This is a genomic window from [Zimmermannella] bifida NBRC 103089 (assembly GCF_001570925.1).
In the GTDB taxonomy this organism is placed as follows: domain Bacteria; phylum Actinomycetota; class Actinomycetes; order Actinomycetales; family Microbacteriaceae; genus Gulosibacter; species Gulosibacter bifidus.
The window spans coordinates 1-25,432 of the sequence record NZ_BCSP01000018.1 but is presented as its reverse complement, the minus strand read 5'-3'; the positions used below and the strand labels follow the sequence as shown (position 1 = coordinate 25,432).

Sequence of the window (25,432 nt, the reverse complement as noted above, 5' to 3'; positions counted from 1 at the left end):
GCGTCTTCCGATGGTGCCGGTTCCGAAGGAGCTGGAGCCGATGGCGCGTCTTCCGATGGTGCCGGTTCCGAAGGAGCTGGAGCCGAAGGCGCGTCCTCGGTCGGTGCCGAAGGCTGGTTCGGCGTTACCGGCTGCGGTGCGTCTGGCTGCGAAGCCTCCGGTGCTGGCGAGCCCACACCCGATGGGATCGGCACCTCTTCGAGGATGTCTGGACCGGTCGACTGGCCAGGGGTCATGGCGTCGCTGAAGCCGTCGCCGTCTTCGTCGGTGGTGTAGATGTCGGTGACACCGTTCGAGCCGTCGGCGTCCGTGTTGCCCACGGTGGTTTCGAAGTAGCCGTCACCGTCAGTGTCGACGAACGCGTGGTCGGCGTAGCCGTCGTTGTTGGTGTCAACGTAAACGGTGTCAACCTGGCCGTCATTGTTCAGGTCGGTAGCGAATGCATCGGTAACGCCGTCGCCGTCGAGGTCTGCGGTCTGTCCGTCGTAGTAGCTGTTCTTCTCGCTCATGGTCTGGTTCCTTTGCTGAGTAGTTCGTTGCCGTGCTGGTCAGATATTGGATGCAGCAGGGGACAAACAAGTTCCCGTTTGGTTAGAAGTTTCCGAAATCGGTGAGGTCGCCAAGGCCGTCGGCGTCGTCGATACCGTCGGCGTCGGCAAGGTCGTCGGCGCTGTCGGTGACTCCGAGCTCGGAGTCGATGCTGTCGAGTCGGTGGTCTTCGGCCGACATGAACTCGGTGTCGTCGTCCAACGCGGGGGCGTCAACCGTGTCAAACGGCTCGTCTGCGTCGAGCGTGTCAGGGGTCGTGCCAGCTGACTGGTCGGTGCCGTCAACGTCGGTCACCGGTTCGATGACCTGGTCGATGATTGCGAAGGGATCCGAGATTCCTTCGAAGTCACCCTCGGTGGATGCCAGGTTTGCATCCTGTGCCGGCGCGACGCCGTCTGTCTTGTCGTCGCCGTCGTAACCGGCCGCATCCTGATCGTCGTGGACGTCTCCGGCGAGTGCCGAGGCGGCATCGTCATCGATCACATCGGTGTTGATGCCGTCGTCGACGTGGCCGGTGTCGTCAAGCGTTTCGTCAAAGGATGCGTCGTCGCCCGATTCGTAGGTGTCGACAAGGTCATCTGCAGCACCTGCCGGTGCTTCGTATGCGCCGTCGAGCAGACCGTTCCAGAAGTCATCGTTCAACTCCGGCACATCACCGAGCAACGCTGGTTCGGAGTGCTCCGATTCAAATTCGTTCGCCATGAAGAGGCCTTTCATCTCGTGTGTGCGGACTGGTACTGGAAGTTAGATGCGCGGGGTGGGAGAAAAGTTCCCAACCCCGCGCAACTTTTTCTTGAAGTGGTGGTTTAGATGTCGACTTCGGTGTCAACGATGCTGTCACCGTCGGTGTCTGCGTAGGCTGCGTCGAGCATGCCGTCGGCGTCGGTGTCGACAACTGCGGTGTCGTAGATGCCGTCGCCGTCAGTGTCGACCGAAACGACCTCGGCGATGCCGTCGCCGTCGAAGTCCGAGCCGATGCCGTCAACGATGCCGTCACCATCCACGTCGACGTAGGTCGATTCGTTGATGCCGTCGCCGTCGAGGTCGAACTGGGCACCGGTCGACGGGGCAGCCATCGTTGGCTCGTTGAGGTCCTGGACCTCGTCGATGATGCCGTCACCGTCGGTGTCGTACTCGACCGTGTCGGCTACGCCGTCACCGTCAGCGTCGTAGACGAAGGTGTCGATGATGCCGTCGCCGTCAGTGTCAGCCTCGCCGTAGTCGAGCGTGCCGTCACGGTTGGTGTCGATTACGCGTGCATCGATCTGGCCGTCGCCGTCGATGTCTGCGGTGATCTCGTCAACGGTGCCGTCCGAGTTGTTGTCGTAGGCGGTGGTTTCTTCGATGCCGTCGCCGTCGGTGTCGTACGTGGTGACATCGATGATGCCGTCGCCGTTAACGTCGCTGTACGTGGCCGAGTCGTAGCCGGTTACGCCCTGGTCAAAACCGGTGCCTGGCTCTGCCGGCGTGGTCTCGGCCGGTGCTTCCGTGCCACGTGGGTCGGTTTCAACCGGAGCCGGCTCGCTGCCGTTGTCGTTGTAGTCGGTCATCTCGTCGGGTACACCGTCGTTGTTCGTGTCGGTGAAGCTGCCGTCGGTGTAGCCGTCGCCGTCGTTGTCGAAGGTTTCGGTCTCGGCGTAGCCGTCGCCGTCCATGTCGAACTCGTACTTTTCGGCGTCGCCGTCGGCGTCTGCGTCGATGGTCTGGCCGGTGTCGCTACGGTACGACTCCTCGTAGCCGTCGCCGTCAAGGTCAACGAAGCCGCTGTTGTCGTTTTCGGGAACTGGCTGGGCGTCTGGCGTGATGGTGTCCGGGGTAGGGGCGGCACCGTCAGTGGGCTTGATTCCGTTAGGGAAGAGGTTGCTCATGGTCTTGTCCTTTACCAGTGGGTGGTGTGTTGTGGTGTCAGAAGTTGGATGCCGAACGCTCTAGATAAGTTCCCGAGCCGCTCGAAAATTCTTGCTTAGGCGCCGAAGTCCACTTCGGTGTCGCCGATTCCGTCACCGTCAGTGTCTTCCATGAAGGTTTCCATGACGCCGTCGCCGTCCGTGTCCGAGCCAAAGACGTCGTAAACGCCGTCACCGTCGGTGTCGACTTCCATCTGCTCGGCCAGACCGTCCATGTCGTGGTCGATCAGTAGCGATTCCTCGATACCGTCACCATCCACATCCACCGGAGCGGCGTCGTTGATGCCGTCGCCGTCCGTGTCTACGGTGGCCATGCCCTCGGCGTAGGTTTCATCGTTGCTCACTGGGTCAGCGGAGCCGTCGAGGCCGTCGCGGGGGTCGATCGGACGACCGTTGTCTTCCATTGGCGTGACCGAACCGTCTTCTGGCAGTTCGGTGTTCGGTGCTACCTGGAATTCTGGAGCGGTGCCGTCAACGCTGTACTCGGTGTCGGCGTAGCTGTCGCCGTCGAGGTCCTCGCGCGCGAGGTCGAGGTTGCCGTCGCCGTCAGTGTCGTACATGGTGGTGTCGATGATGCCGTCACCATCGGTGTCTACGTCGGCGTAGTCGAACGAGCCGTCGCCGTCAGTGTCGATGAAGCGGGTGTCGATGAGGCCGTCGCCGTCGGTGTCGGCGTAGATGTTGTCGACCGGCTCACCTTCGACAGTGCTGTAGTGGAACTCGTCAGCAACACCGTCACCGTTGGTGTCGTAGCTGCCCTGGTACGCCAGGTCTTCGCTGGTAACGTCGCTGCGCGAGTCTTCGGCGGCCGAGAATTCTTCGTTTGCAGGTGCGTTGTTTTCGCTCATGATTTCCCCAATGTTCGGTGGTTGCAGTAACCGTGATTCGGATGAGACCTGCCGATGCTCGTGGGTGCGCCGGCTTGTCGAACTGGTCAGTAGGTGAGAGTCCTCACAAGCCATAAAAGTTCCCGGCGGATGAAAACAAATCATCCTGGCGACCGAGATTGAATTCGAATGCGCGAATACGTAACACAGTGGTTGTACGATCGCCGGAACGACAGCAATTCCAAGGAGGGCCCATGACCGCTCCGCGCACCGAAGCGGAACTGCTCGCACGAGCGAAGCAGGGCGACCAACTGGCGTTCAACGAACTGCTGACTCCCTACCGCAATCGCCTCTTTGCCGTCTGCATCCGCACCACCGGTAACCGCGCGGATGCGGAAGACGCGCTGCAAAACGCCCTCATTGCTATCTGGCAGAACCTGCCAAAGTTCCGTGGCGAAGCCTCGATCAGCACCTGGGCATTCCGTATTGCGACGAATGCGTCGCTCGCACTGTTGCGAAAGCGCCGCGAGATCACCGTTGACGACGAAGCCGAGTACGTGTTCGAAGAGTCAGACGGTACCGACTTCGCCGAAGACCATGCCGTTAAAGACCGTGTGCAGTCGGCGTTGAAGACCCTTTCAGAAGACTTCCGCGTTGCGCTGGTGCTGCGTGAGTTCGGTGACTACACCTACGAACAGATCGCCGAATACCAGCAGGTTCCGGTACAAACTGTGCGCTCGCGCCTCAACCGCGCGCGCAAGCAATTGAAGGCCGCGCTCGAAGCGCAAACCGCTGCCTAGCTAGACTTCAAGTGGTGTGGTCACCGCATCGTTGGTATTGCAACGGATGCGGTGACGGTTCGGTCGAGCTTGGGGGATGAACGTGACGGTGGCCGTGAACGAACAACGGTCGGAACCACCTGCGCTAACCGTGTGGACCGCCGTACGACGCCCGCGCATCCTGATTAAGGAACTGCTTGCCGGACTCGTCGTAGCTATTGCGCTTATTCCTGAGGCGATCGCGTTTTCGATCATCCTCGGCGTGGACCCGAAAGTCGGCCTGTTTTCGTCGTGCGTGATGGCCGTCACCATCGCGTTCGTGGGCGGCCGGCCCGCTATGATCACCGCCGCGACCGGTGCCATCGCGCTGGTGCTCGCACCACTGGTGCGCGAGCACGGGGTCGACTATCTGCTCGCTACGGTACTGCTGACCGGCATCCTGCAAATCTTGCTGGCGATATTCGGGGTGGCGAAACTCATGCGCTTTATTCCGCGCAGCGTCATGATCGGTTTCGTTAATGCGCTCGCGATTCTGATCTTCGTGGCGCAGTTGCCACACCTGATTAATGTGCCGGTCACGGTGTACGTGCTCGTTGCGATTGCGCTCATCATCTTGGTGCTGCTGCCGAAACTGACGCAGGTTATTCCGGCACCACTCGTCGCCATCGCCATCGTCACCGGCATTACCGTGATTTGGGCGATGGAAGTGCCAACCGTTGGCGGCCAAGGCGAACTGCCTCGCAGCCTGCCCGAACTCGTGATGCCGAATGTGCCACTCACGTGGGAAACGCTGCGCACGATCGCGCCGTTTGCCGCCACGGCCGCACTGGTCGGGCTCATGGAATCCCTAATGACCGCCAAACTGGTCGACGAGATCACCGACACTCCATCGAATAAGACCCGCGAATCGTGGGGTCAGGGCGTCGCAAACATTGCCTCGGGTATGTTCGGTGGCATGGGCGGCTGTGCCGTCATTGGGCAGACCATGATCAACGTCAAGGCATCGGGTGCACGAACCCGAATCTCGACCTTTGCCGCGGGTGTGCTGCTGCTCGTGCTCATCGTGGTGCTGGGCGACATCGTCGCCATTGTGCCGATGGCCGCACTCGTAGCGGTCATGGTGATGGTGACCATCGGTACCTTCGACTGGCACTCGGTCGCGCCGAAGACGCTGCGCCTGCTGCCGCCGAGCGAAACCGCCGTCATGGTCATTACCGTGATCGCGACGGTGGCAACCGGCAACCTGGCAATCGGCGTCATCACCGGTGTCCTTGCCGCGAGCATCATGTTTGTTCGGCGAGTTGCGCACCTGGTTGATGTGCAGCGCGAATGCCTCGAAGTCGACGGCCACGAGGTCGCTCGCTACACCGTGACGGGCCAGCTTCTCTTCGCGTCAAGCAACGATCTGACGACCATGTTCCGGTATACCGCCGACCCGGCCCAAGTCGAAATTGACCTTTCGCAATCGCACATTTGGGACGCATCCTCGGTCGCCGCAATCGACGCGATCGTCACCAAATACGAGCAGCGCGGCACCACGGTTACCGTCACCGGGGCCAATGCCTACAGCGAGATGATTCGCGAGCGGCTGTCGGGCAACCTCAACAGCTAGGCGAGGCCTCGCGCGTGCTGCGGGCTACTGTTCGAGCTGTTCACCAATCTCGAGCCACTGCTCTTCGAGCTCATCGATGCCATCGGCGATCGTCTGGCGTTCGGCACTGAGCTTGCTCAGCGCCTCAAAATCTTGCTGATCGGCGGCCGCGAGGTTCGCATCGGCGCTCGCGAGCGCATCCCGCAACTTGCCGAGCTTACGTTCGATCGCCTGTGCCTCTTTTTCGAGTGCGCGACGCGTGGCGCCATCAAGTTTTGGTGCGGATGCACTGCCCGCGGTTTCCGGGGACGCGCCAGCACCAGCGTTCGACGCCGCCGCGGTCGGGTGATTCAGGTTCGCGCCGCCGGAACCGCCAGTCTCGATCTGCTTGCGAATCGCGAGGTATTCATCCACGCCGCCCGGCAGGTGCCGGAACTCGCCGTTGAAAATGCCGTACTGCTGATCGGTGACGCGCTCGAGCAGGTAGCGGTCGTGCGACACCACCAGGAGCGTGCCCGGCCAGGTGTCGAGGAGGTCTTCCATGGCCGCGAGCATGTCGGTGTCGAGGTCGTTTGTCGGCTCGTCCATGATCAGCACATTCGGCTCGTCAAGCAGGATGAGTAGCAATTGCAGGCGGCGCTTTTGGCCACCGGAAAGATCCTTGACCGGAGTCTGCAGGGTCGCGGCCGCAAACCCGAGCTTCTCGAGCAGTTGCGACGGGGTCAGTTCTTTACCCGCCGCGGTCGTGTGGCGGGACTTGCGACTGACGACTTCGCGAACGCGGTCGTCGGCAACTTCATCAAGCTCGTGAAGCTGCTGCGAGAGCGTGGCGAACTTCACCGTCTTGCCCTGTTTGACGCGACCCGAAGTCGGCGCGATCTCGCCCGTAATAAGCCGGAGCAGCGTCGACTTACCCGCACCGTTTACCCCAAGAATGCCGGTGCGCTCGCCCGGGGCAATATGCCAGGTGACATCGCGCAAAATCTCGCGGTCATCGACTGCAAAGCCGGCATCAACGAGGTTCACGACCTCTTTACCCAGGCGCGAGGTGGCCATCTGGGTGAGGGCGACTGCATCACGCGGCGGCGGCTCATTCGCGATGAGCTCGTTTGCGGCATCGATGCGGAACTTGGGCTTTGACGTGCGGGCGGGCGCACCGCGGCGCAGCCAAGCCAGTTCTTTGCGCATAAGGTTTTGTCGTTTTTGTTCCGCTGCCGCCGCCATGCGATCGCGTTCGACTCGTTGCAGCACGTAGGCTGCGTATCCGCCCTCGAACGGTTCAATCATGCCGTCGTGGACTTCCCACGTGTCGGTACTGACTGCATCCAGGAACCAGCGATCGTGCGTGACCACGACGAGCGCACCGGCATTAGCTGACCAACGTCCGTTGACGTGCGCGGCAAGCCAGGCGACGCCCTCAACGTCGAGGTGGTTCGTGGGCTCATCGAGGATGAGGATGTCCCAGTCCTGAATCAGCAGCTGAGCCAGTGCGACGCGGCGGCGCTGACCGCCCGAAAGCGAACCAATGGTGGCATCCCAGTCGAGGTCGGATACGAGCCCGGCGATGATGTCGCGGATGCGCGGGTCGCCTGCCCATTCGTATTCGGCGCGATCGCCGACGATTGCTCGCCCAAGTGTGAGGTGGTTGTCGAGTGAATCCCGCTGCGTGAGCATGCCGATCGTGGTGCCACTGCGTACCGTGACCTTGCCAGAATCTGGTTGAAGATCGCCCGAAATGATGCGCAAGAACGTCGACTTGCCGTCACCGTTTCGGCCCACAATTCCGATGCGTTGCCCCTCGTTAATGCCAATCGTGACGTCGTCGAACACGACCTTTGTGGGGAACTCGAGATGAATATGTTCAGCGCCAAGCAGGTGGGCCAACTAGAACTCCTGTTTCGTGGATGCAGGCGACGAGGCGGTGGGTGCAGCTGCGGGGGAAGTGTCCGAAATGCGCAGAGCGAGCGCACGCAATTGCGCAATAAAGGTCTCGAGCTCGTCTTCGGGAATGTCGGCGAGGACCTGCTGCTCAACGTTGACGAGCGCCAAGATTGCTGAGTCAGCCCGAACTTTGCCCTCCGGCGTGAGCTTGACGCGAACGCTGCGTCGGTCAGTGGGGTCGGCTTCGCGCAGCACCAACCCGCGTCGGGCCAGCCGGTCGATGCGATTGGTCATGGTGCCCGACGACACGAGGTTCGTTTCGAGCAGCTGTTTGGGCGAGAGCGCGAACGGCTCGCCAGCCCGGCGCAGCGCCGAGAGCACATCGAATTCGGCCAGATCGAGACCGGCTGCAGCAAACGCGCGGCGACGCAGCGCATCCAGATGCTTATCGATGCGGCTGATGCGCGAAAACACCGAGAGCGGGGTGAAATCGAGATCGGGGCGCTGCGTTGACCACTGCGTCACAATGGCGTCGACAGTATCGGTAGAGGCTTCGCGCATGTCCCTATTATTGCCGTTGCGCAGCGAAAACGCGGGGAGCGTGGCGCAAAACTGTGCGTTAGGGTTTGCGCGAGCATGATGCGTGCGCAATTATGGGTAGGTCGTGCGTTCACTTGACGCGTGGCACACTTGATTGCGCGGCGAAATGTCGGTGAATCGGATGATTCGCGTAATTTGTTAGTTCTGCATAGTCCTCCTTGGTGTAACGGCAGCACGACAGCCTTTGGAGCTGTTAGGTCCAGGTTCGAATCCTGGGGGAGGAGCTCAAATTGCAGGTCGATTACGGAGTGAACATGAGCGAGTCCAATCTGGCAGTCATTATCTTGGCGGCGGGTGCCGGCACCCGTATGAAGTCCAAGACTCCGAAGGTCCTGCACGGCCTCGGCGGGCTCCCGCTCGTCGGCCACGTGCTGCGCACGGCCGGGCAGCTGCAGCCCGCACACACCGTCGCGGTAGTTCGACACGAACGCGACCGTGTAGTTGAAGCGATTACTGCACTTGCTCCCGACACACTGATTGCCGACCAGGACGATATTCCCGGCACCGGGCGTGCGGTTGAGGCCGGTCTCGCAGCGCTCCCGGATGACTTTGACGGCGACGTTGTCGTGCTGTCCGGCGATGTTCCCATGCTCGATTACCTCACGCTGCAGTGTCTCATCCAGACCCACCGCGATGATGCCGATGACCTCACCCTGCTGAGCGCTATTTACGCCGACCCGACCGGATTCGGTCGCATCGTTCGCGACGACGAAGGCACGTTTGCGAGCATCGTTGAGCACAAGGACGCAACCGACGCGCAGCGCGAGATCACCGAGATCAACGCTGGCGTGTACGTCTTCACGGCCGCTTCGGCGCGCAGCGCGCTCGCGAAAATCGGTATGGGTAATGCGCAGGGTGAGAAGTACCTCACGGATGCAGCTTCGGTCATTAAAGACGACGGTGGCCGTATTGCTGCGGTCGCGGTTACCGACCCGTGGCTCGTGCAGGGCATTAACGACCGTGCGCAGCTCGGCGCGACGGCCCGCGAACTGAACCGCCGCATCCTCGAAAAGTGGATGCGTGAGGGCGTCACGATCGTTGACCCGGACACGACGATTATCGAAACGAACGTGACGATTGGTCGCGACGTTGAGATTCAGCCGGGAACGCAGCTGCGCGGCGCCACCACGATCGGCGAAGACGCCGTAATCGGCCCAGACACCACGCTTGTTGACTGCGAAGTTGGCGACGGCGCCATCGTGAAGCGCACGGATGCGACCCTCTCGGTGATCGGTGCCGGTGCGACGGTGGGCCCATGGAGCTACCTGCGCGCCAACTCGATCATCGGTGCTGGTGCCAAGGTCGGCACCTTCGTGGAGACGAAGAACTCGCGGCTTGGCGCAGGCGCAAAGGTTCCGCACCTTTCGTATGTCGGCGACGCCGAAATCGGTGCCGGGTCGAACCTGGGTGCCGGGAGCATCACCGCGAACTATGACGGCGTCAACAAGCACAAGACGGTCGTTGGCGAGAACGTCAAGATCGGTTCCGACAATGTTTTGATCGCCCCGGTCACGGTTGGCGACGGTGCATACTCGGGTGCCGGCACCACGATTCGCAAAGATGTTCCGGCAGGCGCGTTGGCGCTCAACGTCGCCCCGCAGCGCAACCTCGAAGGTTGGGTCGAAGCGAACCGTGCTGGCACGGCTGCCGCAGCTTCGGCAGCCAGCGCACGTAACGCATCCGCACCTGCCGCTGCAGCGAGCGAAACCGAACCAGCAACCGACGCATCCCAGGGCTAATTCAGCCGGCGGCCGTCGTACGACAATGGCCGGCCAACGGCCCGGCTGCATGGCGAGTAGGATTGATTCTGTTCGCTGAACCCCGAACAACAAGCGCAACAAAGGCGGTAAGTAGTGTCAGGAATCGTCAACCCAGGTGAAAAACGCCTTGTCCTTATCTCGGGGCGTGCCTACCCAGAACTTGCCAACGAAGTCGCCGCCGAGCTCGGCACCGAGGTGCTCAACACCGAGTCGCGCACGTTCGCAAACGGTGAAATCTACGCTCGCTTCGGTGAGTCGGTTCGCGGTGCAGATGCGTTTGTCATCCAGTCGCACACGTCGCCGATCAACGAGTGGATCATGGAACAGCTGATCATGGTCGACGCGCTCAAGCGTGCATCGGCTAAGCGCATCACCGTTGTGGCACCGTGCTTCCCCTACGCGCGTCAGGACAAGAAGGGTCGCGGCCGTGAGCCAATCTCGGCCCGCCTCGTCTCGGACCTCTTTAAGACCGCCGGCGCCGACCGCATCATGTCGGTCGACCTGCACGCATCGCAGATTCAGGGCTTCTTTGACGGACCGGTCGACCACCTGTTCGCCATGCCGGTGCTCATGAAGTACTTCCAGCAGAAGTTCGGCGACGTTGACAACCTCACGGTGGTTTCGCCAGACATGGGCCGCGTGCGCGTTGCCGACCGCTGGGCCGACCAGCTCGGTTCGCCGCTGGCCATCATCCACAAGCGTCGCGACCCCAAGGTCGCCAACGAAGTCACCGTTCACGACATCGTCGGTTCGGTCAAGGGCCGCACCTGCCTCATGGTTGACGACCTGATCGACACCGGTGGCACCATCAAGAAGGCTGCCGAAGCGCTCAAGGCGCAGGGCGCCGAGCGCGTCGTGGTTGCCGCCACCCACGCCGTGTTCTCGGGCCCGGCAACGGAACGTCTGCAGTGCGAAGCGATCGACGAGGTCGTTGTTACCGACACGCTCCCGATTCCTGAAGAATCGCGCTTCCCAACGCTCACCGTGCTGCCGATTGCACCGCTGCTGGCACGAGCCATTCACGAAGTGTTCCAGGACGGCTCGGTCACCTCGATGTTCGACGGCGCAGCCTAGTCACTTCGCAACGCCAAACCGGGCGGATGCACGTGGCCACGACCACCGCATTCGCCCGGTTTTGCTCTGCCCGGTTTTGCTCTGCCCGGTTACCGGCTTACCCGGCGCCGGCAGTCGACGCTACGCGCCTGCCGCAACTGCGGGAGCTGCATCCGGAACCGTTTGCGCAGCATCACGCGCAGCCGCTTGCTGCAGTGCTTCGCGGGCAGCCAGCGTTGCGGCAACCAGGTGCTGTAGCGATGCGGTCGTTTCTTCGTAGCCGCGAGTCTTCAACCCGCAGTCCGGGTTGACCCACAGACGGTTTGCGGGGATGAGGTCGGTCGCGGCTTCGAGCAAGCCGGCGATCTCGGCCGAGTCGGGTACGCGCGGCGAGTGGATGTCCCACACGCCCGGTCCGACACCGCGCGGGTAGTCGTGGTCGGCGAGGTCTTCGATCACTTCCATGCGTGAACGTGCCGCTTCGATCGACGTGACATCCGCATCCAGCCCGTCAATTGCCGCGATGATCTCGCCGAATTCGGAGTAGCACAGGTGCGTGTGGATCTGGGTTTCGATGGCGACACCGGCCGTTGCCAGGCGGAAGGCGTTGACCGACCAGCGCAGGTAGTCGTCGTGGCGATCGCGTTCGAGGGGAAGGAGTTCGCGCAGCGCGGGCTCGTCGACCTGAATGATACGGATGCCGGCGGCTTCGAGATCGCGTACTTCGTCTCGCAGCGCGAGGGCCACCTGATTTGCGGTCTGTTCGAGCGGCTGGTCATCGCGCACGAACGACCACGCCAGGATCGTTACCGGGCCGGTGAGCATGCCCTTGACCGGCGCATCGCTCAACGATTGCGCGTACTGCGACCAGGGCACCGTGATTGGGGCCGTACGTTCGACATCGCCCCAGAGGATGGACGGACGAGTACATCGCGATCCGTAGGACTGCACCCAACCGTTTGCGGTGGTGGCGAATCCTTCCAGGTTCTCGGCGAAATACTGCACCATGTCGTTTCGCTCCGGTTCGCCGTGCACGAGCACATCAAGACCAATGTTGTGCTGCAGCGTGATGACCTCACGGACCTCGTCGCGCAGGAATTCCTCGTAGGCAGCGCGGTCGATGTCACCGCGCACGAAGTCGCGGCGGGCGCGGCGAATGGTTGGTGTTTGCGGGAACGACCCGATCGTGGTGGTGGGCAGTACCGGCAGGTTGAGCGACGCTGACTGGGCGGCTTCGCGAACGGCAAACGGTTCGCGCTGCAGGTCGGCATCGGTCACCTGCGCGACACGTTCGGCAACTGATGGCAGGTGAACCCCGTCGGCACTGCGGCGGTCCTCGAGCGCTGTCGTAGCGGCGTCGAGTTCTGCGGCGATCGCGTCGCGCCCCTGGGCGAGTCCGGCTGCAAGTGTGGCAATCTGGCGAGCCTTCTCGTCAGCAAACGCCAGCCACGACCGCAGCTGCGGCGAAAGCGCTTCGGTTTCGTCGGCAAGGGTGTGCGGCACATGGAATAGCGAAGTCGAAGTGGATGCGTGGACGTTCGCGCCTGACTGCTGCAGCGATTCGAGCTTGGCGAATGCCGCGTCGAGGTCGCCGCGCCAGATGTTGTGGCCGTCGATGACGCCGGCAACCAGCGGCACGTTCGAGGCGCGCGCGGGGGCTGGGACGGAACCGCGCACGAGGTCGAAACCAATCGCATCCACACCCGCGAGTTCGAGCGCGTTGAACGCGGTGTCGGGGAGCGTTGCGTATGCGGTCGAGACGAACAGTGCCGGGCGCTGGGGTGCGTTGCTCAGCACCGAATAGGCGTGCAGTGCAGCGTCGCTGAGGGTGCGCTCGTCAATGCCGAGCACCTGCGACACCAGCGCCGATTCGTCGAGCTGCACCCACTGGGCACCCGCTTCGGCGAGGTCGGCGAGCCATTCAACGTAGACCGGCAGCAGGTCATCGAGTCGCTGCAGCGGCGCAAAATCCGCTGGTACACCATCGGCAGCCTTGGCGAGCGCGAGGAAAGTCACCGGGCCCACGATGGTCGGGCGGGTATTGAATCCCGCTGCGCCGGCTTCGGTCACCTGACGGGCACGGTCGCGGTTCGCATAGCGGAACGGCGTCGACGGGGAGATTTCGGGCACCAGATAGTGGTAGTTGGTGTCAAACCACTTGGTCATTTCCAACGCGGGATGCGTGGCGTCACCTCGTGCGAGCAGGAACGCGTCGTCGAGGGTGAGCGGTTCTTCGCCGATGGCATCGGCAAAGCGTTCAGGCACGGCGCCGACGGCGAGGAGCGTGTCGAGAACGTGGTCGTAGGTGGAAGCGTCTTCGGGGATCGATGCGTCGTCGCGGGCGAACCCGGCATCAGCGAGCGCGTTGCGTCGAGCCTGGCGTACTTCGGCGTGGACGGCTTCGAGCGCATCGAGCGAGCTGTCGCCGCGCCAGTACTGTTCGAGCGCGCGCTTGAGTTCACGGTTGCGGCCGATTCGCGGGTAGCCGAGCACGGTGCCGGTGGGGAAATGTTGCGCCGGGGTGTTGGTGATGTTCGTCATGGGGTTCCTCGATGTCAGTTGGAGTGTGGGGGAGTGATTTAGGGGCGAATACCGAGCGCGGCATTTGGCGAGCTCAGCATTCGCGTGTGCTCAGAACGAGCTGGAGCAAGAACGAGTGCAGAAGGTTTGGGTGGCGCTCCAACGCGGGCAACCTCACGGTGCCACTGCGGCACTGACCGCGGCGAAACTCGCCGCAGCTAGTGCGAGCGCAAGAGCATTCGGTACTCGGCAAACGCCTGTGCCGACGTCGACGCTGTATTCGGTTCGATGAGCGCGGCTTCGGCCTGGGCACGCGAGATCGCACCCACCCGGCCGAGAATTTCCACCGGCTCATCAATGCGGTTATGGGTGTAGATGTGCAGTCCCGGCGCACCGCCAGCAAGCAGGTCGTAACTCAGCGCGCTTGCTTGCGCGACACCGAGTTCGCGACGGGCCGCATCCGAATTGCACGAATCGAGCGCATCGGCGAATCGCTCAGGCCATGGCTCGCCGGTGAGTTCAACGATGCGCCGCAGCCGGGCGACCGATGTGATCGGCATGATGCCGGGCAGGATCGGGATGGTCACGCCTGCCGAACGTGCCTGATCGATGAAGCGCAAGTAGTCGTCGGCTTCAAAGAACAGCTGCGTAATGGCGAGGTTTGCGCCGGCGGCTTGCTTGGCCAGGAGCGCGTCGAGATCCTGCTGCAGGTCGCGAGATTCGGGGTGTCCGTTCGGATAGGCGGCGACCGCGATGATGCCGTCGCGGTGCTCACGCAGCCGCCACCGGTTTGCGCCGGGCGCGACCGGGGCGAGTTCACCGGGGATGCGGCTGCGACGGATACCGCGAATCAGCTGCGTGAGTTCGGCTGCGGTCGAGAGCTCATCGAAGCACTCGGCCGCGGTAACACCTTGCGGAATGTCGCCGCGAAGCGCGAGGAAGTCAACGATGCCGGCATCGATGAACTCGTTGACGACCGCCGAGACGCTCGCAACGGATGCGCCGACGCAGGTGAGGTGCGCCATGGCACGAACCGTTGTGGTTTCGCGAATGTACTTGAGCACGTCGAGCGAACGATCCTGCGTTGAACCGCTCGCACCAAACGTGACCGAAATGAACTCGGGACCGAGCGCACCCAGGCGGCGAGCAATATCCGGCATGCGCGCAGCAACAGTGGCGTTGCGCGGCGGGAATAGCTCAAACGAGAAGGGTGCGGTGTTCATGACGCCACCGTATGAACCGCGCGGTGGCGCACAAACTTGCGTGACGCATCCTTACATCACATGACGTCACGTAACCGAGTGTGACGAATCTTGTCGTCGCAACATTGACGGGCAGTCAGCGCGTGGGAGAGGATTTGCCGTCCCGATTTCGCGAACGTCGCGCTCTGCCCGTTGGGGCTACTGCTGGCCGCTGGCCCGAATCTTCGCTGGCAAGCAACATTCGCCTACGAGCTAACCTCGCCTACGAGCTGCTCGAACGCATCCCAACCGAACATCTGGGCGGTTTGGCGGCCAGATGGCTGGCCGCCGTCGGGGTCGGCACCGGCGGCGAGCAGGATGCGCGTGGTCGCGACGTCCTGTTTGAACACGGCGCACGCCAGCGCACGCTGTCCGCGATCGTTTGCGTGCTCGATGGCAGCGCCGCGGGCAATGAGCAACGCCACGACATCGCTGGCCTGGTGATAGGCCGCGAGCGTGAGCATGGTGTCGCCGTTGTGGTTTTGCATGTCGACCGGAGCCCCCGCATCCAGATACGCGGTGAGCGCTTCGACCTGGTTCTCGCGGGCAAAGTCAAAGAGCTGTTGCGCGAGGGCGATCGCGGCGGGGTCCATGTCGGCAGTTGTCATAGCGACACCCTAACAACGGTGCATTGCCGGACAAGACCGCAGCATCCGGCGACCGTGTGTCACGCGGATGCTGCGGGTTTCGATGGTGCCGAGGCACCGGTTTTGCCGGGGCGTCGGTGTTGCTTAGGCGCGGTGTTGCTTAGGCGTCGGTGCGACGCTCGGTGCGGTCACCCGACCAGTCGGTGTGGAACGCGCCTGGCTTGTCGACACGGCCGTAGGTGTGCGCGCCAAAGAAGTCGCGCTGGCCCTGGATCAGTGCCGCCGGCAGACGGTCGCTCGCAAGCGAGTCGTAGTACGACAGCGATGCGCCGAAGGCCGGTGCGGGTACACCCGCGTAGGCGGCGGTGGCGACAACGCGGCGCCAGGCGGCATCGGATGCGGCAACTTCGCCGGCAAAGTACGGGTCAGCAATCAGCGACTGCAACTGCGGGTCGCGACCGTATGCATCGGCAATGCGGTTGAGGAAACGCGCGCGGATGATGCAGCCGGCGCGCCAGATCTTCGCGACCGCGCCCGGGTTGATGTCCCAACCGTATTCTTCGGCACCGGAAAGGATGAGATCGAAGCCCTGCGCGTAGGCAATGACCTTTGAGGCGTAGAGCGCCAGACGCACGTCTTCGACGAACGATTCGTCTACTACCGGCATTTCTGGGCGCGAGGTGATGGTTGGGCGTACGGCTTCACGCTGGGCAGTGCGACCCGAAACGCCGCGTGCGAACACGGCCTCACCGATGCCCGATACCGGCACGGCAAGCGAGAGCGCGGTCTGCACCGTCCAGGTTCCAGTGCCCTTCATGCCCGCACGGTCAACGATGATGTCGACAAACGGGGCATTCGTTTCGGGGTCAACGTGGCGGAGCACCTCAGCGGTGATTTCGATCAGGTACGACTCGAGGTCCCCGCGGTTCCATTCGGCAAACATGTCGGCGATCTGTGCTGGCTCGAGGCCACCCACGCGGCGCAGCAGGTCGTATGCCTCACCGATGAGCTGCATGTCGGCGTACTCGATACCGTTGTGCACCATCTTCACGAAGTGACCGGCACCGTCAGTACCAACGTGCGTGACGCAAGGGGTGCCGTCTTCTGGGGCACGTGCGGCGATCGATTCGAGGATCGGGCCGAGGGTCTCGTACGACTCAGCTGGGCCACCGGGCATGATCGAAGGACCGTTCAGGGCGCCTTCTTCGCCGCCCGAGATACCGGCGCCAACAAAGTGCAGGCCGCGTTCGCGCACTGCGCGCTCGCGGCGAATAGTGTCGTCGAAGAGAGCATTGCCGCCGTCAACGATGATGTCGCCGGGCTCGAATACCTCGCACAACTGGTCGATAACCGCATCCGTGGCCTTGCCTGCCTGCACCATGATGATGGCGGTGCGAGGGCGCTGCAGCGAGTCAGCGAATTCCTGCATCGTTTCGGTGGTGACGAATCCGGCTTCAGGGTGGGCCGCCGCAAGGTTGTTGGTGCGTTCGGGGGAGCGGTTGTAAATCGCGACCGTGTTCCCTTCCCGCGAGGCGAGGTTCCGGGCGAGATTTGCGCCCATCACTGCCAGTCCTACAACGCCAATGTTCGCGGATGCTTGGGAACTCGTCATCGTGTGCCTTTCGGTAGATCGCTTGCTCCATTATTGCCACGGTTGGTTGCCGGCGCGTGCGAATGGGCGAATTCGGGGTGGCGGCGCAGCCAAAGGTGCACATAACTGCACTGTGGGTCGATGTCGTATCCGTCGCGGCTGCTCGTGCGAACGGCCAGTTCGACGAGCTTGCTGGCGATGCCGGTGCCCTGAAATTCGGGGTTGACTTCGGTGTGTGTGAACGCGCGGATGCGATCGGTTTCGGCGTCGACATAGTCGGCGACACCGATGCGCTGGCCGTTGTGTTCCGCGGCAAATGTGGTGGCTTCTGGGTCATGTTTGAGGTGGATGCGGCGACCGTCGGCGAGCTGCACCTCGCGGTTCGATTCTGACGGGTTGGCGGTAGCTGGTGACGGGATGGTCATGGCGATGGATCCTTGGTAATTCACCTGCACGACTTTGGTGCCGAACAGCGGTGGGTCACGATTTTGGCCAGGTTAGGTGGTTACGCTCAACACGAACCGCGCGACAGCGTGGCAACGAATTGCGAACGAGCCATCCGGAGGGCGCAAATGAACGAGCAGCACAATTACGGTGCCGGTAACAATGAGCCCAACCCGACGCGGGCCTACGACTCGAGCACCTGGGATGCAACCGGCCAGGAAACAAAACAGCACGGGGGAGGCAGTGGTTCTGGGCATGACGAGCCAACGCAGGCGATGAATTACGACAGCTATAGCCAATACGCCGATGCGCACGCTGGTGCTGCTGGCGAAGCAGCTACGCAGCGCTATGACTGGAACGGCGGCGACGAAACGCGCGCGATGCCAACTGCTAGCGGCGCTGCTGCTGGCGGTCACGCATCCACGAATGCTGCTGGGACACAGCGCACGGATGAACTTGAAGAGGTTCGTGCCGCGTACCCCGTTGGCGGTTACGGTCGCGAAAGCGAACCGACCGTGGTGATGCCAGCGCAGCAGGCACCCGTGCAGCACGCGCCGGCGCCGCAGCCGGCTGCCCCGCAACCGCAGTACGACTCGCGCCCGCTCGGAGCGCAGGGCCAAGACCGGTCGGTTGCCGGTGCCAGTGCTCGGGATGCGGCAGTGCGGTTGCGTGATCTGCTGCCCGGTCCGAGCGCAGGAGCGCGTATCGGTTCGCTGTTTGTAGCACTCGCGTTTGCGGCGATTTTAGGATTCTTGGTTTGGGATGGCACTCGCGGCGGTGACAGCGTCGTCATGCTGAAACTGGTGGAGAGTATCCCTGTTGAGTACAAGTACGCACCGTTCGTGCTCGCCGGGATCTACTCGGTACCGGTGATTGGTATGGCGCTCAGCGTCATGTTGTCGGGCCTGGGAGTTGGCATCGTCGGCATTCTGGCGATCGGCGGTGGGGTCGCGATGACCCTGGCGGGTGACTCGACGATTCCCTGGGCGCTGGGAATCCCGCTCGGCCTGTTGCTAATGTTCTGCGGCATCGGTGCGCACGTGGCGCGCGTTGGTGGGTACCGTCGTGCTCGCCGAATCGTTGAAGACATGTAAACTATTCGATGTACTTCGGCGAGGGGCACATCCGGTGCCCGTTATCGACGCGGTCTTTGTGGGTATTTATCCCGAAATCTTCGGGTAGATGTCGCAAGCTCGTGTTCACAACGCCGTAACACGAAAGGACACCCACATGGCTAACGAAGTTACCGAGAAGCTTGCCGCTACCGTACGCACCTCGTTCGGTAAGGGCGCTGCCCGCAAGATCCGCGCAAACAACCAGATTCCTGCTGTGCTTTACGGCCACGGAACCGACCCACAGCACCTGACCCTCCCAGGCCACGAGACCATGCTGCTGCTGCGCAAGTCGAACGCACTGCTCAACCTTGACATCGAGGGCGCCGACGAGCTCGCACTCGTTAAGGACGTACAGCGCGACCCAGTTCGCCAGATCATCGAGCACGTTGACCTGCTGCTCGTTAAGCGCGGCGAGCGCGTTGACGTTGAAGTTCCGGTACACGTTGTTGGCGAGCCATTCCCTGGCACCATCGTTGTTCAGGACACCATGACGATCTTCGTATCGGCTGAAGCAACCCACATCCCTGAGAACATCGAAGTAAGCGTCGAGGGCCTCGAAGCCGGCAGCTCGATCGCGGCAACTGACGTTGCACTGCCGAAGGGCACCAAGCTCGTTGACGAGGAAACCGAAGTCATCATCCTCTCGGTTCAGGAACCACGCGCCGAGGTTGAAGAAGACGACGCTGAAGGCGAAGAAGCTGCAGAGGCTCCTGAAGCCGAAGCATCGGCAGAATAATCTTCCGGTTTCGATAATCTCGAACTTCAGAAGAACAGCTGAAACATGACGAATGACGCGTGGCTCGTACTCGGCCTGGGAAATCCCGGAGACCGGTATCGAGCCACGCGTCATAACGTTGGCCACATGGTGGTCGAAGAACTCGCGCAGCGGTTCGGCGGAGCCTTCAAACGGCACCCACGAGCTACTGCCACGGTCGCTGAATGCCGCACGCGGCCGGGCGGGCCAAAAATCGTGCTCGCTAAATCCACCGGTTTCATGAACACCTCCGGTGGCCCGGCATCACAATTGGTCAAGTACTACGGTGTGCCGCTCGATCGGTTGATCGTGGTGCATGACGAACTTGATATTCCATTCGACAGCGTCAAGCTCAAGCGTGGTGGTGGCCACGGCGGCCACAACGGACTGCGTGATATTTCCAGCGCGCTGACTCCTGACTATCTGCGCGTACGGGTTGGTATCGGCCGGCCTCCGGGGCGACAGGATGCGGCTGATTACGTGCTGCGACCCTTCGCATCGACCGAGCGTGACAACCTGCCCGTACTCGTGTCAGATTCCGCAGACGCAGTTGAACTCATCGTCGAGCACGGCTTGCTCGAGGCGCAGCAGCGCGTGCACGGAAAGTCGTAACGTGCGTGCGGTCGTGACCCGTTGCGCATCCGCCCGCGTTGAAGTCGACGGCGAAACCGTCGGTGAACTTCCCGAGCCGGGATTGCTCGCGCTGGTGGGCGTGACGCACGACGATACGCAAGCGGACGTCAACAAACTCGTCCGCAAGATCGCGGGATTGCGCATCCTTGAGGATGAACGCAGCGCGCTTGACCTGGCAGCGCCGGTGCTGGTGGTGAGCCAATTCACGCTCTACGGCGATGTGCGAAAGGGTCGCCGCCCTTCATGGTTGAACGCTGCCGGACGTAACCACTCCGAGTCGCTCATCGACCAGCTCGTTTGCGGGCTGCGAGATGCGGGCCTGCACGTTGAAACTGGCCGATTTGGGGCCATGATGCAGGTGCACTCCGTCAATGACGGGCCGTTCACCGTGCTCATCGACAGCGCCGACATCGCCTAGACCGGGTTTTCTGCGCATAAATCTCCAAAGTGGTGCAGCACACGGCACTCAGAGGTGAATAGCACCTCGAACGATCCCACAGTGCACCACTTTGGAGATCGCGTCCGCTATGGCGCACACGCGAATGGCAACGGCCAATAGACTTGGCGGGTGCGACTTCACGGGTATCTCGAAACAGCAGCTGAATCAGAATCGTTCGCAAGGGCAGCGCGAAATGCGCGCCGGGATGCGGATTTCGTGCTGGTCGATGGTCAACGGGCCCCGCTTCTGGCCGCGCTGATCGAGGGGCGTGCGCGCGGCGACGACCGGCACGCCATGGTGCTGGCAATTACCGCGACGAGCCGCGAAGCTGAGCAGTACGCATCCGACCTTGCCTCGTTCTTGCCCGAAGCCGAGATCCACGAAATGCCTGCGTGGGAAACGCTGCCGCACGAACGATTGAGCCCATCGGCCGACACCACGGGTCGCCGGTTGGCGGTACTGCGTGCGCTCGCAGATTGGCGCGATGACCAAACTCGTCCGTTTATCGTGTTCGCCTCGGTGCGGGCCGCGCTGCAGCCGCTCTTGCCCGGGCTCGACGTCGCGAACGCGTTTGAACTGCAGACCGGTTCGCGCGGCCACGACCTGTCGGACCTTGCCGAACAGCTCGTCTACCTGGCCTATCAGCGCGTCGATATGGTGACTCGCCGCGGTGAGTTTGCGATTCGCGGCGGCATTCTCGACGTGTTCCCGCCGGCCTCTGACCACGCGCTGCGCATCGACTTCTTTGGTGACGAAGTGGATGAGATTCGGCCGTTCTCGGTGTCCGATCAGCGTTCGTTTGACGAGACCATCGAACACGTCACGCTAACGGCTAGTCGCGAACTGCTGCTCACCGATGATGTGCGTGCGCGGGCTCGTGAAATGGAACACGAATTCCCCGCACTCGAAGGAATGCTGTCGAAAATTGCCGAGGGTATTCCGGTCGAAGGTATGGAATCGCTCGCACCGGCACTGGTTGACGAACTCGTGCCCATTACGAGTTATTTGCCAGCGGATGCGGCGATCGCGGTGCTGGCGCCCGAGCGCGTCGTTGGACGTGCCATGGACTTGCGCGAAACTAACCGGGAGTTTCTCGAAGCGGCCTGGGCGGCAGCGACGGCTGGCGCCGAGGCACCGATTGACTTGTCTGGTGGCGACTACCTGTCACTTCCCGAGCTACAAGCAACGCGTGGGGAGCGAACCTGGTGGTCGTTCTCACCGTTTGGTGGCGACGACGATGACATGGTGCATGTGACTGGTGAACCCGTACCGTCGTTCGCGGGCAATGCCGAAGGCGCGATCGAACACACGGTGAAGCTGCTTGCTGATGGCTGGCGTGTGGTGATGGCCGCGAACGGTCAGGGGCTCGTCGACCGTGCCACGCAGGTGCTCGCCGATCACGGTGCTGCCGGACGAGCAGTCGCAGAGTTGCCCGAGACGCTCGAACCGGGCGTTGCGTATCTCATTCAGGCACCGCTGAGCTGCGGTCTGCAGTTGCCGAACCAGAAAGTGGCGCTGCTCACCGAGAGCGACTTTTACGGACGCTCAGCCAGCTACAGCACCCCCGGCCAGAAGAAACTGGCGCGCAAGCGTGCGAACGCCGTCGTGGACCCACTGCAACTCAAGGCCGGCGACATCGTGGTGCACGACCAGCACGGTATTGGTAAGTTCCTGCGGCTCGAGCAGCGCGAGATTCCGGTAGCTGGACGCCCCGGGCAGCGATCGACGCGCGAATACCTGGTGATCGAGTACGCGCCCTCGAAGCGTGGGCATCCGGGTGACAAGCTTCTTGTTCCCACCGATCAGCTTTCGCAGTTGTCGCGATATGTGGGTGGCGAAGCGCCCACGCTTTCGAAGATGGGCGGCAGTGACTGGGCCGCAACCAAGTCGAAGGCGCGCAAGGCAACACGTGACATCGCCGTGGGGCTCGTCAAGCTCTATTCGGCGCGAATGGCGTCGAAGGGACACGCGTTTTCGGAGGACTCGCCGTGGCAACACGAGTTTGAAGAAGCGTTCCCGTTTGTGGAGACTCCCGACCAGTTGCAGACGATCGACGAGATTAAGCGCGATATGGAACGCGAAATGCCGATGGACCGGTTGCTCTCGGGCGACGTGGGGTTCGGTAAGACCGAAGTGGCGGTGCGTGCCGCGTTCAAGGCGGTGCAGGACAGCAAACAGGTGGTCATGCTGGTGCCCACAACGCTGCTCGTGAAGCAACATCTCGAAACATTTACGCAGCGCATGGCCGGGTTCCCAGTCCAGGTACGCGGCGTTAGCCGATTCCAGAAACCAAAAGAAATCGCCGAAACGAAACAGGGCTTGCGAGATGGTTCGGTCGACATTGTTATCGGAACTCACCGAGTACTTGCCGATGGCATGGAATTCAAAGATCTTGGCCTGGTCATCATCGATGAAGAGCAGCGGTTCGGCGTCGAACACAAGGAAAAGCTCAAAGAGCTCAAGACCAATGTCGATGTGCTGTCGATGAGTGCCACGCCGATTCCGCGCACGCTTGAGATGGCGGTGACCGGTATCCGCGAAATGTCGACGTTGGCAACCCCGCCCGAGGATCGCCACCCGATCTTGACGTATGTGGGCGCCAGAAACGACAAGCAGGTCGCCGCCGCGATTCGCCGCGAGCTGCTGCGCGAAGGCCAAGTGTTTTACGTGCACAATCGCACCGCATCCATCAATAAGGTTGCCGCGCACCTCGCCGAGATCGTGCCCGAGGCACGTATTGCGGTGGCACATGGGCGGATGAGCGAATCTACGCTCGAGCAGGTGATCGTTGACTTCTGGGAGCGGAAATTTGACGTGCTGGTATCGACCACGATTGTTGAAACCGGGCTCGATATTCCGAACGCGAACACGCTGATTATTGATGACGCCGAACGTTACGGCCTGAGCCAGCTGCACCAGCTTCGCGGTCGAGTAGGCCGCGGGCGCGAGCGCGCGTACGCGTATTTCTTGTACGACGGTAACCGGCCGCTTACCGAAACCGCCCATGACCGGCTCGAGACGATTGCCGCGAACAATGAGCTTGGTTCGGGCATGCAAGTCGCTATGAAAGACCTCGAGATTCGCGGTGCCGGTAACTTGCTCGGTGGCGAGCAGTCGGGTCACATTGCTGGCGTTGGTTTCGATCTGTATCTGCGCATGATCGGTGAGGCGGTGGATGCGTTCAAGGGCGAGGCTCCCGAAACGCACACTGAATTGCGGCTCGAGTTGCCGGTGGATGCACGTATTCCCGATGAATACATTTCGTCGGAACGCTTGCGTCTTGAGGCCTACCAGAAGCTGTCGTCAGCTTCGGCGGCCGCTGCTAAACCCGGCCAAATCGATCTCGTGATTGACGAGTTGCGAGACCGTTACGGTGTGCCACCGGCGGAAGTTCAGACCCTCATCACGGTTTCGCGGATTCGCCGTATGGCTGCCGAACTCGGGTTGAGTGAAGTTGTGGCGATGGGGCGGGTGCTGCGCATCACGCCCGCGAAGTTGGCGGACTCGAAACAGGTGCGCTTGCGGCGGATGTACCCAGAAGCGAAGTACCAAGATGCAACCCACATCTTGACGGTGCCGCTACCAAACGCATCCCGACCGGGCCAGACTGTTGGCGACGCAGAGTTCTTGGAATGGATCTTGGGATTGTTCCGCGCGATTTTCGATGCGACGCCGGATGCGGCTGCGGAAGATAGCGGCGAATAGGTGCTTTGGCCGTACTAATTACGGAACCGCACCTCGTCGTCGAGGTGCGGTTCCGTAGTTGTTTCGCTAGTTCTGCTGACGGAACTGCGGCGGAATGAAGTGCTCTTCCTGCGGGATTTCGCGACCGGTTGGCGTGTCGACAATGTGGATGCCCTTGTCGTCGCGAACGATCTGCAAGTCGGAACCAACGGGGAAATCCCAAATGCCAATGAGCGCGGGTTCAATCATGCAAACCGAGTTGAAATCTGCGATGTCCCAGTTGGAGCCGTCCTGGAGGTACTCGCTGGTGTCTAGGTGGCTCATGATGATCCAACCGTTGTCGGCGGGTCCCTTGGAAGGTTCGCGCACCATCCAGCGCACTTTTCCTTGACCGGAAAGTACGTTCTTAGTGACCGTGCAGGCACCGGCCTTGGGGATGAACTCGATGTAGTCAGGCATGAATGTTCCTTGAGACTGTGAATGGGCAGGGAGTAGTGGAACCTGTTCCGCAATGTTTATTGATCTAGGTGAACAACTTAGTGGTTGGGTTCTGGGGTGGGGCCGTGTTTGAGGTAGTGGTGCATGCGGCGGATCATTTCTGGGTGTGAGGTGAATTTTGCCTCGACTCGTTCTCGGAGGGTCTTTTTGGGTGCGCCTTTGAGGTTGGCTGGGACGTTCCAGTCAATGCCTGGGTGGGCAAAGATGACGTCGTAGAACGGGCCGAGGTCGTCTTCGTCAATCCAGTCGTTTTCAAGGAGGGCTTGAATTGGGCGGCCGAGTCGTGGGGCGTAGCCGTTGATGTCGGCGCCTTCGGCGAGCAAGCGTCGAAGCAAGGGGGCTTCGAGTTCGTAGTCGTGTTCACGTTGCACGAACAAGATGTGGAGCGCGTTGTAGCGGGAGCGGGGGTCTCGTTCGACGTAGGAGGCGGGGACCCCGTTGTCGAGCATCCAGTTGGCGATCGCGACACGGTTTGCCGGAGTGTCATTTGTGAATGCGTCGATGAAGTACGTTTTTGGGTTGGTGTTCGGGTATGCGTCGCAGGCTTCGAGGAATTCTTCTAGCGTTCCATGTCGTACCGCGGAATAGGGAGGGGGAGTTTCAGGAGTGCGCATACTTTATGCTTTCTTAGGTTAGTTCGTCCGTGTGTGAGCTATTTCGGTAAGGGTCCGATACTTCGTAATATTTGGGGTTGAGGTACTCCTTGAGGAAATGCTGGGTTGATTTGTGGTTGCCTAAGTAATTATCTCGAAGTAAGCGATATTCTTGACCCGAAATATGTCCCATATCCCAGTCTCTGGGCGACGTGGGGTTGTTTGGGTCCCATTCTACGATTCGCCAACGCTCGTCATTTGCTTCGAACACGTTTGTATGTGAGTGATCGCCCGGGTGGAGTTTTACATACATCTGGTTTGGTCCGGGTTCTGGCAGATCGAGTTTTCCGCTGCTAATTCGGTCTAGTTGACTGTTTCGGGAGCGG

The 25,432-nt window shown here is 61.7% G+C and carries 22 protein-coding genes, 1 tRNA gene and 1 pseudogene; 10 read left to right on the top strand and 14 right to left on the bottom strand.

Going from position 1 to position 25,432, the window contains the following annotated elements; genetic code table 11:
- From ZBI01S_RS08925 to ZBI01S_RS08910, 4 genes and pseudogenes are all read right to left on the bottom strand, one after another.
- Positions 1 to 509: pseudogene (locus ZBI01S_RS08925) on the bottom strand (hypothetical protein); the annotation flags it as partial.
- Positions 510 to 591: 82 nt separating this feature from the next.
- Positions 592 to 1,251: a hypothetical protein gene (locus tag ZBI01S_RS08920; protein WP_159421483.1), complete on the bottom strand. Its 660-nt coding sequence runs from the start codon at positions 1,249 to 1,251 to the stop codon at positions 592 to 594.
- A gap of 104 nt (positions 1,252 to 1,355) precedes the next feature.
- Positions 1,356 to 2,417 (bottom strand): hypothetical protein, encoded by a 1,062-nt coding sequence (locus ZBI01S_RS08915; protein ID WP_066059399.1) that lies wholly within the window; start codon positions 2,415 to 2,417, stop codon positions 1,356 to 1,358.
- A 95-nt stretch (positions 2,418 to 2,512) separates the two neighbouring features.
- Positions 2,513 to 3,304: a hypothetical protein gene (locus tag ZBI01S_RS08910; protein WP_066059396.1), complete on the bottom strand. Its 792-nt coding sequence runs from the start codon at positions 3,302 to 3,304 to the stop codon at positions 2,513 to 2,515.
- Between the two features lie 233 nt (positions 3,305 to 3,537).
- On the opposite strand from ZBI01S_RS08910, the gene ZBI01S_RS08905 reads away from it, so the two are divergent.
- On the top strand, positions 3,538 to 4,083 hold the full coding sequence (locus tag ZBI01S_RS08905; RefSeq protein ID WP_066059393.1) for an RNA polymerase sigma factor: 546 nt from the start codon (positions 3,538 to 3,540) through the stop codon (positions 4,081 to 4,083).
- Positions 4,084 to 4,159: 76 nt separating this feature from the next.
- On the top strand, positions 4,160 to 5,674 hold the full coding sequence (locus ZBI01S_RS08900) for a SulP family inorganic anion transporter (RefSeq protein WP_066059390.1): 1,515 nt from the start codon (positions 4,160 to 4,162) through the stop codon (positions 5,672 to 5,674).
- A gap of 24 nt (positions 5,675 to 5,698) precedes the next feature.
- Here the strand turns inward: ZBI01S_RS08900 and ZBI01S_RS08895 are convergent, their stop codons facing one another.
- Complete coding sequence (locus ZBI01S_RS08895; protein WP_066059387.1) at positions 5,699 to 7,537, bottom strand: ABC-F family ATP-binding cassette domain-containing protein; 1,839 nt, start codon at positions 7,535 to 7,537, stop codon at positions 5,699 to 5,701.
- Positions 7,538 to 8,095: a MarR family winged helix-turn-helix transcriptional regulator gene (locus ZBI01S_RS08890; RefSeq protein WP_066059384.1), complete on the bottom strand. Its 558-nt coding sequence runs from the start codon at positions 8,093 to 8,095 to the stop codon at positions 7,538 to 7,540.
- 191 nt (positions 8,096 to 8,286) lie between these two features.
- On the opposite strand from ZBI01S_RS08890, the gene ZBI01S_RS08885 reads away from it, so the two are divergent.
- From ZBI01S_RS08885 to ZBI01S_RS08875, 3 genes are all read left to right on the top strand, one after another.
- Positions 8,287 to 8,358 (top strand) — tRNA-Gln (locus ZBI01S_RS08885).
- A gap of 30 nt (positions 8,359 to 8,388) precedes the next feature.
- On the top strand, positions 8,389 to 9,873 hold the full coding sequence (gene glmU, locus ZBI01S_RS08880) for a bifunctional UDP-N-acetylglucosamine diphosphorylase/glucosamine-1-phosphate N-acetyltransferase GlmU (protein ID WP_066059382.1): 1,485 nt from the start codon (positions 8,389 to 8,391) through the stop codon (positions 9,871 to 9,873).
- A 114-nt stretch (positions 9,874 to 9,987) separates the two neighbouring features.
- Positions 9,988 to 10,968 (top strand): ribose-phosphate diphosphokinase, encoded by a 981-nt coding sequence (locus tag ZBI01S_RS08875; protein WP_066059379.1) that lies wholly within the window; start codon positions 9,988 to 9,990, stop codon positions 10,966 to 10,968.
- A gap of 120 nt (positions 10,969 to 11,088) precedes the next feature.
- On the opposite strand, the gene metE is transcribed toward ZBI01S_RS08875, so the two are convergent.
- The 5 genes from metE to ZBI01S_RS08850 form a co-directional block, all read right to left on the bottom strand.
- Positions 11,089 to 13,488 (bottom strand): 5-methyltetrahydropteroyltriglutamate--homocysteine S-methyltransferase, encoded by a 2,400-nt coding sequence (gene metE, locus ZBI01S_RS08870; protein WP_066059376.1) that lies wholly within the window; start codon positions 13,486 to 13,488, stop codon positions 11,089 to 11,091.
- Between the two features lie 197 nt (positions 13,489 to 13,685).
- Positions 13,686 to 14,690 (bottom strand): methylenetetrahydrofolate reductase, encoded by a 1,005-nt coding sequence (locus tag ZBI01S_RS08865; protein ID WP_066059374.1) that lies wholly within the window; start codon positions 14,688 to 14,690, stop codon positions 13,686 to 13,688.
- 224 nt (positions 14,691 to 14,914) lie between these two features.
- Entirely contained in the window at positions 14,915 to 15,316 is a 402-nt protein-coding gene (locus ZBI01S_RS08860) for an ankyrin repeat domain-containing protein (RefSeq protein ID WP_083524672.1), read from the bottom strand.
- 139 nt (positions 15,317 to 15,455) lie between these two features.
- The gene (gnd, locus tag ZBI01S_RS08855) at positions 15,456 to 16,907 is read right to left on the bottom strand and encodes an NADP-dependent phosphogluconate dehydrogenase (protein WP_066059371.1); all 1,452 of its coding nucleotides are present in this window, start codon (positions 16,905 to 16,907) and stop codon (positions 15,456 to 15,458) included.
- Positions 16,904 to 17,311 carry a GNAT family N-acetyltransferase gene (locus ZBI01S_RS08850; RefSeq protein ID WP_066059368.1) on the bottom strand — a complete coding sequence of 136 codons (408 nt, stop codon included), beginning with the start codon at positions 17,309 to 17,311 and terminating at the stop codon, positions 16,904 to 16,906. The genes gnd and ZBI01S_RS08850 overlap by 4 nt, the downstream gene beginning before the upstream one ends.
- A gap of 147 nt (positions 17,312 to 17,458) precedes the next feature.
- Between ZBI01S_RS08850 and ZBI01S_RS08845 the strand changes: the two genes are divergently transcribed.
- The 5 genes from ZBI01S_RS08845 (at position 17,459) to mfd (ending at position 23,976) form a co-directional block, all read left to right on the top strand.
- Positions 17,459 to 18,424 (top strand): hypothetical protein, encoded by a 966-nt coding sequence (locus ZBI01S_RS08845; protein ID WP_066059365.1) that lies wholly within the window; start codon positions 17,459 to 17,461, stop codon positions 18,422 to 18,424.
- 136 nt (positions 18,425 to 18,560) lie between these two features.
- Positions 18,561 to 19,181, top strand: a complete 621-nt coding sequence (locus ZBI01S_RS08840) for a 50S ribosomal protein L25/general stress protein Ctc (RefSeq protein ID WP_066059362.1) — start codon at positions 18,561 to 18,563, stop codon at positions 19,179 to 19,181.
- A 45-nt stretch (positions 19,182 to 19,226) separates the two neighbouring features.
- The gene (pth, locus tag ZBI01S_RS08835; protein ID WP_066059359.1) at positions 19,227 to 19,811 is read left to right on the top strand and encodes an aminoacyl-tRNA hydrolase; all 585 of its coding nucleotides are present in this window, start codon (positions 19,227 to 19,229) and stop codon (positions 19,809 to 19,811) included.
- Position 19,812: 1 nt separating this feature from the next.
- Positions 19,813 to 20,250 carry a D-aminoacyl-tRNA deacylase gene (dtd, locus tag ZBI01S_RS08830; RefSeq protein WP_066059356.1) on the top strand — a complete coding sequence of 146 codons (438 nt, stop codon included), beginning with the start codon at positions 19,813 to 19,815 and terminating at the stop codon, positions 20,248 to 20,250.
- A gap of 150 nt (positions 20,251 to 20,400) precedes the next feature.
- Complete coding sequence (mfd, locus tag ZBI01S_RS08825; protein ID WP_066059353.1) at positions 20,401 to 23,976, top strand: transcription-repair coupling factor; 3,576 nt, start codon at positions 20,401 to 20,403, stop codon at positions 23,974 to 23,976.
- 66 nt (positions 23,977 to 24,042) lie between these two features.
- Here the strand turns inward: mfd and ZBI01S_RS08820 are convergent, their stop codons facing one another.
- The 3 genes from ZBI01S_RS08820 to ZBI01S_RS09610 form a co-directional block, all read right to left on the bottom strand.
- The gene (locus ZBI01S_RS08820) at positions 24,043 to 24,414 is read right to left on the bottom strand and encodes a DUF2185 domain-containing protein (protein WP_066059350.1); all 372 of its coding nucleotides are present in this window, start codon (positions 24,412 to 24,414) and stop codon (positions 24,043 to 24,045) included.
- 77 nt (positions 24,415 to 24,491) lie between these two features.
- Complete coding sequence (locus ZBI01S_RS08815; protein WP_066059347.1) at positions 24,492 to 25,067, bottom strand: hypothetical protein; 576 nt, start codon at positions 25,065 to 25,067, stop codon at positions 24,492 to 24,494.
- A 13-nt stretch (positions 25,068 to 25,080) separates the two neighbouring features.
- The coding region (locus ZBI01S_RS09610; RefSeq protein WP_222822388.1) for a GH-E family nuclease at positions 25,081 to 25,432 on the bottom strand (352 nt) is incomplete at its 5' end.